Below are 12,539 nucleotides of genomic sequence, written 5' to 3'. Positions count from 1 at the left end.
AGACATGACCGCCACAAGTACATCCGGAAAGACACGCCCGCAGGCGAGCGCCCATCGGCCGAACAGGCGCAGGAAGGAAGCCCTGAAGGGTCTTTTCTTCATCGCGCCGGCGATGATCCTGGTGCTCGTCTTCTTCGTGTTCCCGGTGCTGTTCACAGCCTGGATGAGCCTGCACAAATGGCCGTTGCTGGGTGCGCCGACATGGATCGGTCTGCGCAATTACACCCGCATGTTCTCCGACGAGCGTTTCTACAGCGCACTCGGCTTCACTGCCTATTACACGGCCATCGTAACCGTCGTCATTTTCGCCTTTGCCTTTCCGATGGCGATGCTAGTCGAGCAGAAGCGGCGCGCGGTGCCGATCTATCGCACCTTCTTCTTCCTGCCCGTCGTGGTGGGGCTTGCCTCGGCCTCGCTGCTCTGGACCTGGCTTTCCAATGTCGACAGCGGCTTTTTCTCGCCGCTTCTGGAGCAGCTTGGCCTGACCAGCGGACGCATCAATCTGCTGGCGACCTTCGATCTCGCCTTCTGGACCATCATCGCCATGGTGGTGTGGAAGATTGCGGGCTTCACCATGATCATCCTTCTGACCGGCCTGCAATCGATCCCGGCTGAACTGGTCGAGGCGACTCGCATCGACGGTGCCAAGCGCTGGCAGCGCTTTCGCTATCTGACACTGCCGCTGATGCGCAAGACGCTGGCGCTGGCGCTCGTCCTGTCCGTCACAGGCTCGATCCTCGCCTTTGACCAGTTCTACATCATGACCAGCGGCGGACCGCAGAACCGCATGATTTCCATCGTCTATTATATCGTCAACCAGTCCTTCGTGTCGTTCAATCTCGGTTATGGCGCGGCGCTGTCGATTGCGGTTCTCGTCATTCTTCTGGTGCTGAGCCTCGCCCAGTTCTGGCTGCTGCGCGACAAGGGGGAACGGGCATGACACAGGCGCGCAAGTCTTTCCAACGCCGCCGCGTCCTCGGCATCTTCGCCTTTCACGGCAGCGCGTCCGTTCTGTCGCTGCTGTTTCTGACGCCCTTCCTCGTCGCCTTTCTTGGCTCGTTCCGGGCTGGGCAGGAGGCGTCCTCGCCGCCGATCCCGCCATGGCCGACAAACGGCTTCTCGCTCGATGCCTATCGCGCACTCGATACGTTTGGCGCGGGCATCTGGCAGCACACGATAAACTCGCTGATCGTCTCGCTTTCGACCGCGCTGATCACAGTCGTCATCAGCCTGTTAGCCGGCTACGGTTTTTCGCGACACCGCTTTCCGATGAAGAACGTGCTCTTCGTGCTGCTGATGGCGACGCTGATGATCCCGTTCCAGTCGATCCTGACGCCGCTTTTCATCATGCTTGCCAAGTTGAAACTGAACAATTCGCTTTTCGGTCTCACGCTCGTCTATGTCACACTCCAGCTGCCCTTTTCGGTTTTCATGATGCGCAATGCGTTCGACGCCGTGCCGAAGGAAATCGAGGAAGCGGCGCGTGTCGACGGCGTGCGCGATCTGAAGCTCCTGACGCGCGTGCTCCTGCCGCTCGTCATGCCGGGCGTGGCGACCGTGGCGATCTTCGCCTTTCTCAATGCGTGGAACGAGTTCCTCGCAGCCCTCATTTTCCTGTCCAGCAACGACGAATATACGCTGCCCGTCCTGATGACGGCGGTGCGGGTCGGCCGGCTGGGTTCCATCAACTGGGGAGCGGTGCAGGCCGGTGTGGTCGTCATGATCATACCCTGCGTCATCGTTTTTCTGCTGCTTCAACGCTACTACATGCGCGGCCTGACAGCCGGCGCAGTGAAATGAAAAGGATATCGGGATGACCTCGACCTCGAAACAGTTCCGCCCCTTGCCGGTGCCGGCGGTGTCCGTTGGCGGCTTCTGGGGCAGGTGGCAGGACGCCGTCTGCGACTCCACCGCCGCCATCCTGCTCGACCGCTGCATAGGTGCAGGCATGCTGCAGGCCATCGACGTGACGCAGCCCAGCCCCGGCCTCGTCATTCCCTATCACGCCATGAGCCCTTCCGTGCCGGAATCGGAATACAAGGCGCGCGTGTCGACGCAGATGTTCTGGGACAGCGATTTCGCCAAATCGATCGAAACGATCGCCTATGCGCTTTATCGCAAGCCGAATGCCGAGCTGGAAAGACGGGCCGACGAGATCATCGATCTCTATGGAAAGCTGCAGCAGGAAGACGGCTATGTAAACAGCTGGTTTCAGCGCGTCGCGCCCGGCCGCCGCTGGACCAATCTGCGGGATCATCACGAGCTCTACTGCGCCGGCCACATGATCGAGGCGGCGGTGGCCTATTTCCAGGCGACCGGCAAGCGCAAGTTCCTCGACATCATGTGCCGCTATGTCGATTACATGCTGACCGTCTTCGGTCACGGTGAGGACCAGCTGCCGGGCTATTGCGGCCATCCGGAGATCGAACTAGCCCTTGTCAAGCTTGCCCGCGTGACCGGTGAAACGAAATATCTGGACCTGTCGAAATTCTTCGTCGACGAGCGTGGTACGCAGCCGCATTTCTTCGACGAGGAAGCACGCCGGGACGGTCGCGACCCGAAGAACCAGGTGTTCGGCACTTACGAATACAGCCAGTCGCACCTGCCGGTGCGTGAGCAGAAGAAGGTTGTCGGACACGCCGTGCGCGCCATGTACCTTTATTCCGGCATGGCCGATCTCGCGACGGAATATCGCGATGACAGCCTGACATCGGCGCTGGAAACCTTGTGGGACGACGTGACCACGAAGCAGATGTATATCACCGGCGGCATCGGCCCGTCGGCCAGCAACGAAGGCTTTACCGACTATTACGACCTGCCCAACGACACCGCCTATGCCGAAACCTGCGCTTCCGTCGCGCTCGTCTTCTGGGCAAGCCGCATGCTGGGGCGCGGACCGAACCGCCGCTTCGCCGATATCATGGAACAGGCGCTCTACAACGGCGCGCTGACGGGCCTTTCGCTGGACGGCAAGACCTTCTTCTACGACAACCCGCTGGAATCGACCGGCAAGCACCATCGCTGGAAATGGCACCATTGCCCCTGCTGCCCGCCGAACATCGCGCGCCTCGTCGCCTCCGTCGGCTCCTACATGTATGCGGCCTCGGACAAGGATATCGCCGTGCACCTCTATGGCGAGAGCACGGCGAGCTTTGATCTGGCCGGCGGAGCGAAGGTCAAGCTCACCCAGAAGACGGCCTATCCTTATGAGGGTAGCGTTTACCTCTCGCTTGGCCTGGCGGCATCCACGCGCTTCACGCTGTCGCTGCGCATCCCGGAATGGGCGCAAGGCGCGACGCTGGCTCTCAACGGTGAGCGGATCGATCTCAAGGCCGTCGAGGTAGATGGTTACGCCCGGATCGAGCGGGAATGGCAGGATGGCGACGCCATCGTGCTCGACCTGCCGCTGGCGCTTCGTCCGCTCTACGCGCATCCCAAGGTCCGGCAGGATGCAGGCCGTGTCTCGCTGATGCGCGGTCCGCTGGTCTACTGCGCAGAAGAGGTGGACAATGGCGCCGATCTCAGCACGTTCCGCATCGGTGAAACCCCGAATGTCGCCGGTACTGCGGTTCTGGACGAGTTGAACGGCGCCTTGGCGCTCGATCTCGAGGTTCGCCGTAACACGACCGAGGATTGGGGCAACGCGCTCTACCGCAGCGCGCCGCCTGAGGCGGAGCCGGCCAAGGTGCGACTCGTGCCCTATCACCTGTGGGACAACCGCGAGCCGGGCGCGATGCTCGTCTGGTTCCCGGCGCAATGATGGAGGCCGCGATGAAAGCCATCGAGCGCACCGGCGCGGGCGTCCGGCTCGAGAATATCCGCAAGACATTCGGCGCGCTGGATGTCATCCACGGCATCGATCTGGAGATCAGGGGCGGCGAGTTCATCGTCTTCGTCGGCCCCTCCGGCTGCGGAAAATCGACGCTTTTGCGCATGATCGCCGGACTTGAGGATGTCAGCGACGGTGAAATCTCGATCGGCGACCGGGACGTGACCTATCTCGACCCGTCCGAGCGCGGCATTGCCATGGTCTTCCAGTCCTATGCGCTCTACCCGCACATGACGGTGCGGGAAAATCTCGGCTTCGGGCTCAAGATGGCCGGCACGCCGGCAGACGAAATCGCGCGCCGCGTGGATGCGGCGGCGGATATCCTCAAGATCACCCATCTGCAGGAGCGCAGGCCCGGCCAGCTTTCGGGCGGCCAGCGCCAGCGCGTCGCCATCGGCCGCGCCATCGTCCGCGAGCCGGATGTGTTTCTCTTCGACGAACCGCTGTCGAACCTGGATGCGGAACTGCGTGTTTCCATGCGCGTCGAGATCGCCAAGCTGCACCGCACGCTCGGCAACACGATGATCTATGTGACGCATGACCAGACCGAAGCAATGACGCTCGCCAGCCGCATCGTCATCCTGCACGACGGCCGCATCGAGCAGGTGGGCACGCCGCGCGAGGTCTATGAAGACCCCGACAACATTTTCGTCGCCGGCTTCATCGGCTCGCCGCGCATCAACCTGATCGAGGGCGTGTGGCAGGCGGACGGAACCGCCCGTTTTGCCGAGACCGAGCTGCCTGTTTCCGTCGCGATGCGGCCTGCCGGTGAAAAGCTGGTTATCGGTATCCGCGCAGAGAATCTTCTGGTCGTTGAAAATCGGCCAAGCGCGCTGAAGGCGGTCATCGATTTTGCCGAATATCTCGGCGGCACGCGCTATCTTTATTGCGCGCTGTCGGACGGCCAGTCCCTCGTCGTGGAAGACCGCAGCGGCCGCGACTATGCAAGCGGTGACACGATCTTCCTGTCTCCCAGCGAGGGCAAGACCTTCTGCTTCGGGGCCGACGGTTTGCGCATAAGGTAGAGCCTTAGTAACACGCGAAAAAAAACCGCGCCGCGTCTCCGGGAGGGAGGGCGCGACGCGGGATACGGCGGGGGCCGTAAAGCTAGCCGATCAAAGATTGGCGAGCAGTTCGTTGACGCGGCTTTCCATATCCGCAAGCGCCTTGTCGACTGGCTTCTGGCCGGAGACCGCGGCGCTCATTTCTTCACCCACGATGTCCTGGATTGCGAACTGGCGCTGAACCTGAGACGGCAGCGGCTTACCGAGCGTGGCGATGGCAGCAATCGTGTCGCGATGCGGCAGGGCCTTGAACTTGGCGGAGTCGATCACGGCCTTGTAGGCCGGCAGGTGACCGGTGCGCGACCATTCGAAGTCGTTGTCGGCGAAGAACTTCAGGAATTTGCCGATGGCGGCTGTCTGTTCAGGCGTACGATCCTTCTTGGAAACTGCCCAGGTGTGGCCGTCGGCATATTGCGCATGCGCGCCGGAAAACAGCTGCGGATAGGGATAGACCGCATAGCCGCCCTTGTTGAGCGCGGTGCCGGGCTTTTCTGACTGGGCATTATAGTCGCCCACCACCCAGGTCCCGTTCAGCTGAACGCCACCTTCACCAGCGAGGAACGCATTGATGGCGCCGGCATAGTCGAGGTTCTTGGTCGTGTAGTCCTTGTCATAGATCGCCTTGTACATCTCGACGACCTTCTTGGCCTCCGGCGTGTTGAACTTCACCTTCTTCGGGTCGGCGAAGAAGTCGGAATTCTGCTGGAAGAGATAGGTGTAGAGATTGCGCGTGAAGAGGGCAGTCTCATTGGCGAGGTTCTGCACGAAATAGGGCTTGCCCGTCTTCTGCTTGAATTGCTCGGCCTGCGCCAGGAGTTCTTCCGGCGACTTCGGCAGCATCGGCGTGCCGTCGGCATTGACGAGGCCGGCCTGTTTGAAGAGGCCCATGTTGATGTGGTAGAGCATCGTCCAGTTGTCGAGCGGCAGACCGTAGATCTTGCCATCCTTCGTAGCGCCCTGCTTGGCGGCATCGGTAAACTGGTCCGGCGTGACCCCAACGGTCTTCAACAGATCGTCGAGCGGCATCAGCAGGCCCTTCGACTGATAGTCGGACAGTGCGGATTCATGGATGGTGACGATGTCCGGCGCATCGCCCGAGGCGAACTGCGCGGTCAGCTGGTCGTAGCCGGGCCATTCGACGGTGGTCACATTGACCTTGATATCCGGATTGTCGGCGGCAAACTTGTTGATCAGCGATGTGATGATGCCGCATTCGCCAACAGCCTTGCTGACATCGGTGTTCTTGCCGAAATCGGCATCGCAGGCGCCGAAGAAGCGCTGAACCTGCAATTCGGTTGCCGCGAAGCTCGGCGATGCCATCATGACCGCCGCAGCGGAGATGGTGGCGAAAAACAGTTTCCTCAAGGTCATCTCATTTCCTCCTGTTTGATTTTCGTCGTCCATCTGTGAACGACGCCGTTCCCTCAAACGCCGGGCTTTTTGCGTGCCCGCCGCATTGCCTCACCGGACCGCCGCTCCAGAAACGGCGGTGACGATATATTTCTGGAAAAACAGATAGATGATCAGAATGGGCGCGCCTGCGAAGACCGCCTGCGCCATCAGAAAGCCGATACCTTGCGACTGGGCGAAATTCTGCTGCGTCGAGGCAATCCCAACCGTCAGCGTGAACATTTCCTTCTTGGTCGCCGAGATCAGCGGCCAGAAATAGTCGTTCCACGCGCCGAGGAAGGTGAAGATGCCGAGCGTTGCCTGAGCCGGCACGGTCAGCGGCAGCAGCACCTTCCAGAAGACGCGGAAGCGGCTCGCGTTGTCGAGGATCGCGGCCTCGTCCAGTTCCTTCGGGATGGCGCGGAAATATTGCGTCATCAGGAACACGCCGAAGGCGCTGGAGAGACCCGGCAGGATCAGGCCCGGATAGGTATTGTGGAGGCCGAGCCAGCTGAAGATCTGGTGGCGGGCGATCAGCACTGCCTGTTCCGGCACGGCAAGTCCCAGAAGCACGATCACGAAGAGCGCATCGCGGCCCGGAAAGTTCAGCCGCGCGAAGCCGTAGCCGGCCAGCGACGACAGGATGAGCGTCAGCACGGTCAACCCACCGGCGACGATGAAGCTGTTGAGCACCCAGGAAAACACGTTCGACGTGCCGATCGTGTCGATATAGTTCTTGATCGTGTAGGGCATATGGAAGACCGAATGCGGATCGACCATCAGCTCCTTGTTGTCCTTGAGCGACAGCGCGATGACGTAGAGTACCGGCCCGGCCATGGCGAGCGCCAGAAGGATCACGAGGCCGAAGAGAAGCCTGTCGCCAAAGGATCTGCCGCGGATTTCAGCGCTGTGCGAAGCCATCACGCATCTGCCTTTCTGCGGGTGAGGAGAAACTGCGCCATCGCGGCAACAAGGATCAGCAGGAACAGGATTTCCGAGGCCGCCGCACCCATGCCGATATCCCAGCGCTGGAACGCCGTGTTGTAGATGTAGAGCACGATCGGCTTGGTCAGGTTGTTGGGGCCACCTTTGGTCATCAGCCAAGCCTGTCCGAAGAGCTGGAACTGGAAGACGATCTGGATGATGACCACGAGGACGAATGTTCGCTTGATCGAGGGCAGTGTGATGGAGCGCAGCGTCTGCCAGCGATTGGCATTGTCGAGCGCTGCCGCCTCATAAATGTCCTGCGGGATCTGTTGGAGCGCTGAAAGGAAGAGCATCATCGGCAGGCCGATGCACCACCAGACCGTGGCAATCGCGATGCCGATCATCGCAAGGTCAGGGTCCGACAGGAAGGCGGGTGCCTTTGCCCCGAAGAACCCATAGATCATCGACAGCAGGCCCATGTCCGGAATGTAGACGATGCGCCAGATGAGCGTGACGATGGTGACGGACAGAACCGAGGACGAGAAGAAGAGTGTGCGCAGCACCGCCGCACTACGGGTCTGCCGGTTGAGGCAGAGCGCCAGGAACAGGCCGATCAGGGCGAGTGCCGGAACCGTGAGAAACACGAAGTAGAACGTGTTCCAGATCGACTGCAGGAAGATGCCGTCCCGGAAGAGCCGGACATAGTTGTCGAAACCGATGAAGCGGCCTGACGAGAAGGTGTCTGCCTTGTGGAACGATAGCCAGACGCCCCAAAAGAGGGGAAAGACCAGGAAAGCGGCGAAGATGAAGAGGTAGGGCGCGACGAAGAGGAAGTTACGCCATTGCGGCGCATAGATGTCGACGCTCTTGGCGCGAGAGCCGTTTCCGGCGGTGGCGGTCAGCGGCTCAGCCATGGCCACCCTCCTGGCCGTGCCAGGCCCGACCCGCGGCCTCAAACAGATGGGCTTTGGCGCCCTCGAAGGCCAGGCCCACCCGGTCGCCGACGGCGACGCGGCTGTCGCCGCTGTCCGAGCCGACGATCTGGTGGCCGTCTCCGAGTCGCACATAGACCAGTGTCCGTTCGCCAAGCCGCTCGAGCACGTCGACGATACCTTCCGCGGCATCGGGGGCGGGTTGTGTGATGCGAACATGTTCGGAGCGAATGCCGAGTTCGTAATCGCCGCCCGGAAGCCCCTCTGCCGCAATGGCCGTCGCGATCCTGAGACCTGCACCGCTCTCCGCAACGACGAGCCCGCCTTCGGCCCTGATCTTCACGGGCAGGAAATTCATCGCCGGTGCACCGACAAAACCGGCGACGAAACGCGTGGCAGGTCGGTTGTAGATCTCCATCGGCGCGCCGATCTGCTCGATCTTGCGGTTGTTCATGACGACAATGCGGTCTGCGAGCGTCATCGCCTCGATCTGGTCGTGGGTGACGAAGATCATGGTCGATTTCAGACGCTGGTGCAGCTGGGCAAGCTCGATGCGGGTGCGGGTACGAAGCGCTGCGTCAAGGTTCGAAAGCGGCTCATCGAACAGGAAAGCCTTCGGCTCCTTGACCACCGCGCGGCCGATCGCGACACGCTGGCGCTGGCCGCCGGAGAGCTGTCCCGGCTTGCGGTCGAGCAGGTGACCGATTTCCAGCATGCGGGCGGCTTCGGCAATGCGCGCATCGATGACGGAGCGTTCGACCGAGATGTTCTTCAGGCCGAACGCCATGTTGTCGCGCACGGTCATGTGCGGGTAGAGCGCATAAGACTGGAACACCATGGCCACGCCGCGCTGGCCGGGCGGCTGGTTGTCGATGCGCTCGCCATTGATGAGGATCTCGCCGGCATCGACGCTCTCAAGCCCGGCGATCATGCGCAACAGCGTCGACTTCCCGCAGCCGGACGGTCCGAGGAAGACCACGAACTCGTTGGCTGGAATGGAAAGCGACAGTTCATCGAGAACGGTCAGCGAACCGAACTGCTTGGTCACTTTGTTGATGTCGATGCTTGCCGTCATTGTCTCTCCTCCCATGACCGGACCGGAAATCCGGCTCAGGTCTTGATCCGGATCATCTGGTAGGAATAGGGAGCGAACTTGGCCGAGAGGCTGCCGTTCGCGAGAGACGCCGTGTCGGCCTTCTTCGGCGCGACATTCATCATGTCGGCTTCCGTGTTGACAGCCTTCAGATCGGAATGCGTCATGACCTGATGATCGATGATGCTGGCATTCTTGCCGAAGGCGGCGATGTCGAACTCCGCTTCAACATCCTTGTCCGAACGGTTGACGATGAAGAAGCTGACAGCACCTGCCTTCTCGTCGTGAACGGCCGACACGTCGAGGCAGGAAACGTCTCCTGCGACATCACTCTTGTAGGTCGGGCCGGCGACCTTGAGATCGAGCGCCTTGCCGCGGCCATAGCGCGAGGCAAACATGTAGGGGTAGAAAATGGTCTGCCGCCAGGCAGCACCATTCGGCGAGGTCATGATGGGCGCGATCACGTTGACGAGCTGCGCCAGGCAGGCGATCCGCACGACATGGGAACGGCGAATGAAGGTGTTGAGGATCAGGCCGACCTGCAGGACGTCCTCGAAATTGTAGATGTCTTCGAGCAGCGGCGGCGCAAAGGGCCAGCCATCGGCGCCTTCCAGAATCTTCTTGTCCTGCTCCTTGGAGTGATACCAGACGTTCCATTCGTCGAAGGAGATGTAGACCTGCTTGGACGAACGCTTCTTGGCCTTGATGTAATCGATCACGCCGGCGACCGTCATGATGTAGTCGTCGAGCTTCTCGTTCATCGCCAGATAGTTCGGCGTGTGATTGGCATGATTGTCGAAATACATGTGGAGCGAGATGTAATCGATCTCGTTATACGTATGGTCGAGAACGGTCGCTTCCCATTCCGGATAGGTCGGCATCTTGGCGTTGGACGAGCCGCAGACGACGAGTTCGAGCGACTTGTCGAAGGCGCGCATGGCCTTGGCGGTCTCGTGTGCCAGGCGGCCATATTCGTCGGCCGTCTTGTGGCCAATCTGCCAGGGGCCGTCCATCTCGTTGCCGAGGCACCAGAGCTTGACGTCGAAGGGCTCCTTGCGGCCATTGGCGATGCGCTTGTCGCTCCATTCGGAACCGCCCGGATGGTTGGCATATTCGAGGAGATTGCGGGCTTCATCGAGACCGCGCGAACCGAGGTTCACGGCGAGCATCATCTCGGTATTGGCGGAAACGCACCAGTCGGCAAATTCGTGAAGGCCGACTTCGTTGCTCTCGGACGTATGCCAGGCAAGATCGAGGCGGACGGGACGTTCTTCCTTCGGGCCGACGCCGTCTTCCCAGTTATAGGCCGAGACGAAGTTGCCGCCGGGGTAGCGCACGATCGGAACGTTGATTTCCTTGATGAGATCGAGGACGTCCTGGCGCATGCCGCTTTCGTCAGCGGTGGCATGGCCGGGCTCATAGATGCCCGTGTAAACCGCGCGGCCAAGATGCTCGATGAACGAGCCATAGAGCCTCGGGTCGATATCCGCGACAACAAACTGCGGATGCGCCACGACGGACACCTTCATGAATTCCTCCCATGTGTATCGTAAAAGACGATATGGATCGTCATTACGGATACTAAATCGAAAAATCCGGTGAAGGTCAAGGCATTCGGGCGAGAACGCGCCCTGGAAATTTCCTTCAGGGTATTAGTATATTGAAATTATGACGCTTTTTTAAATATCGAAAAGTTTGATACTATTCGATCTTCAGCCGCAGAACGATGTCCTGATCGTAATTGCCGAAGCCCTTTCCGAAGATGTTGATGCCGCCCGGATGGGATGCATCGTCTTCAATGCCGATGCGGACGCGGATCGAGTGGTGACTGGCGAGATCGAGATCGGCGAGCGTGACGTTGGAGATCTGGACGCCATCGACAAAGGTGCCGTCCGGGCCGACGCGCCAGTTCTTCAGCTTACCATATTGCGAGCCTTTCAGCTTCCACCAGTCAGGCGTATAGACGCCACGCTTGTCGCCGAAATCGCCGGGCGAGGTCCACACGCCGACCTTCTTGCCATTGATGGTCAATGTAATGTCGGAAGGCCAGTCTGCACTCGTTCCGGGGACTTCGGAACTCAGTTCCACAGCCACTTCCAGTTCCTGGATAGCCGTGTTGGAGAGCTTGGCATTGTTGGGAAACTGATACTCGACATAGCCGCGCGTGAACCAGATAAGCCCGGCTTTCATGCGATCCGGGTCGAGAAGCGCGTTCGGAACGTCGAGCAGGCCGATAATGCCATCGGGCGAACAGAGGCCGCAAGGCGCCGTCACTTCAAAGCTAGTATAGAGCCCGACGGGCATCGCCACTTCGATCAGATCCTTGCGCGGCTCGCGCACATCGCTCTTGAAAACGACGATGACTTCCTCGACCGTGGCGCGACAGATTTTCTGGTTGCCCTTGCGCGCCTTCTGCGTTTCGCTTTCCACCAGCCCGGCCTCTTCCAGAATCTGGATATGGGTGGAGATCGTCGATTGCGGCTGCTGCAATTCCGCTGCAAGTTCATTGACGTTCATCGGGCCGCGCTCGTGCAGACGCTTCAAGATCGTGGCGCGGGCGGGGGAAGCAATGCCCTTGAGAACGGCATGATCCACCTCGGGATCGACTATGAGAAAGCTTTTCGTCATGGCGCTCTTTTATTGCAGATTTTCTGATTTGTATCCCGCTTCCTGATTTTTGAAAAGCTGATTCTACCCTGCTTAAGGGCGGGCCTGCAGAATCCGGCTTGAGCAGGGCGCTAGTCTTTGCTGCAGCCGACCGGACGCGTCGGCGCGGCTTCGTGTGGGTGTCTGGATCGAGGCTTTCCGTGGGCTCTGCCTTGCCAGTGCGTGTGGAGCCAGTCGGCAAGGATTACGGCTTTGGCGTCGCCAGTCGCCGCCGGCCACGTCGGAACCCCGCACGCTGGCCCGGTGGATAGGCGCGTGCAAGCTGGTTGCGGCCAATGCGGTGCTGGGTCATTTCGCGGCGGGTCTCGTGGATGTCCTGGTAGAGAACGAGATCGGCCAGCGGGCGGGCGGAGCAGAGGAGCAGGAAGCCGGCTTCGGCATCTTCCGGATAGCGGGTGAGGGCGGCGCTGTCATCGACCTTGCCGGAGACGAGTTTCGCCGCGCAGGCGAGGCACCAGCCCTGTTCGCAGATGAACGGTGTTTGGATACCCGCATCGATCATCGCGTAGAGAAGATACTCGTCTGACGATGCCTCGAAGGTCCATGAGCCGTCAGGGCGCTCGAGGCGGACCGTGAAGATTTCTGCGGGTGCGGCCGGTTTGACCTCGATGCTCGCTGTAAAATCCTCCATGCCCATC

11 protein-coding genes are annotated in these 12,539 nt (G+C 60.5%); 4 read left to right on the top strand and 7 right to left on the bottom strand.

The features are described 5' to 3' along the window. Positions 1-4 precede the first annotated feature (4 nt). Genes LQK83_RS12750 through LQK83_RS12735 form a run of 4 tightly spaced genes read left to right on the top strand, consistent with a single transcriptional unit; the run spans position 5 to position 4,854 of the window. Positions 5-940, top strand: coding sequence for a carbohydrate ABC transporter permease (locus LQK83_RS12750; RefSeq protein WP_230837781.1), 936 nt, complete (start codon positions 5-7; stop codon positions 938-940). Then, on the top strand, positions 937-1,800 hold the full coding sequence (locus LQK83_RS12745) for a carbohydrate ABC transporter permease (RefSeq protein WP_230837780.1): 864 nt from the start codon (positions 937-939) through the stop codon (positions 1,798-1,800). The genes LQK83_RS12750 and LQK83_RS12745 overlap by 4 nt, the downstream gene beginning before the upstream one ends. 13 nt (positions 1,801-1,813) lie before the next feature. Then, the gene (locus tag LQK83_RS12740) at positions 1,814-3,760 is read left to right on the top strand and encodes a glycoside hydrolase family 127 protein (protein WP_230837779.1); all 1,947 of its coding nucleotides are present in this window, start codon (positions 1,814-1,816) and stop codon (positions 3,758-3,760) included. Between the two features lie 11 nt (positions 3,761-3,771). After that, positions 3,772-4,854: an ABC transporter ATP-binding protein gene (locus LQK83_RS12735; RefSeq protein WP_230837778.1), complete on the top strand. Its 1,083-nt coding sequence runs from the start codon at positions 3,772-3,774 to the stop codon at positions 4,852-4,854. A gap of 90 nt (positions 4,855-4,944) precedes the next feature. On the opposite strand, the gene LQK83_RS12730 is transcribed toward LQK83_RS12735, so the two are convergent. From LQK83_RS12730 to LQK83_RS12700, 7 genes are all read right to left on the bottom strand, one after another. Continuing rightward, positions 4,945-6,264 (bottom strand): extracellular solute-binding protein, encoded by a 1,320-nt coding sequence (locus LQK83_RS12730; protein ID WP_230837777.1) that lies wholly within the window; start codon positions 6,262-6,264, stop codon positions 4,945-4,947. 90 nt (positions 6,265-6,354) lie between these two features. After that, a complete protein-coding gene (locus LQK83_RS12725; protein ID WP_230837776.1) occupies positions 6,355-7,203 on the bottom strand; it encodes a carbohydrate ABC transporter permease in 849 nt (282 codons plus the stop codon). After that, positions 7,203-8,123: a carbohydrate ABC transporter permease gene (locus LQK83_RS12720; RefSeq protein WP_230837775.1), complete on the bottom strand. Its 921-nt coding sequence runs from the start codon at positions 8,121-8,123 to the stop codon at positions 7,203-7,205. Before LQK83_RS12720 ends, LQK83_RS12725 begins: the two co-directional genes overlap by 1 nt. Further along, positions 8,116-9,216 carry an ABC transporter ATP-binding protein gene (locus LQK83_RS12715; protein ID WP_230837774.1) on the bottom strand — a complete coding sequence of 367 codons (1,101 nt, stop codon included), beginning with the start codon at positions 9,214-9,216 and terminating at the stop codon, positions 8,116-8,118. The genes LQK83_RS12720 and LQK83_RS12715 overlap by 8 nt, the downstream gene beginning before the upstream one ends. Before the next feature lie 35 nt (positions 9,217-9,251). After that, positions 9,252-10,763, bottom strand: coding sequence for an arabinosylfuranosidase ArfA (arfA, locus tag LQK83_RS12710; protein ID WP_230837773.1), 1,512 nt, complete (start codon positions 10,761-10,763; stop codon positions 9,252-9,254). Between the two features lie 172 nt (positions 10,764-10,935). Beyond that, positions 10,936-11,862 carry an ArsR/SmtB family transcription factor gene (locus LQK83_RS12705; RefSeq protein ID WP_230837772.1) on the bottom strand — a complete coding sequence of 309 codons (927 nt, stop codon included), beginning with the start codon at positions 11,860-11,862 and terminating at the stop codon, positions 10,936-10,938. A gap of 223 nt (positions 11,863-12,085) precedes the next feature. Beyond that, positions 12,086-12,532 (bottom strand): 2Fe-2S iron-sulfur cluster binding domain-containing protein, encoded by a 447-nt coding sequence (locus LQK83_RS12700; protein ID WP_230837771.1) that lies wholly within the window; start codon positions 12,530-12,532, stop codon positions 12,086-12,088. Positions 12,533-12,539: the final 7 nt, after the last annotated feature.

The sequence above is a fragment of the Rhizobium sp. C1 genome, assembly GCF_021026335.1.
Lineage (GTDB): Bacteria > Pseudomonadota > Alphaproteobacteria > Rhizobiales > Rhizobiaceae > Ensifer_A.
Note: the sequence above shows the minus strand (reverse complement) of the source record. Positions and strands in the feature narration are given on the sequence as shown.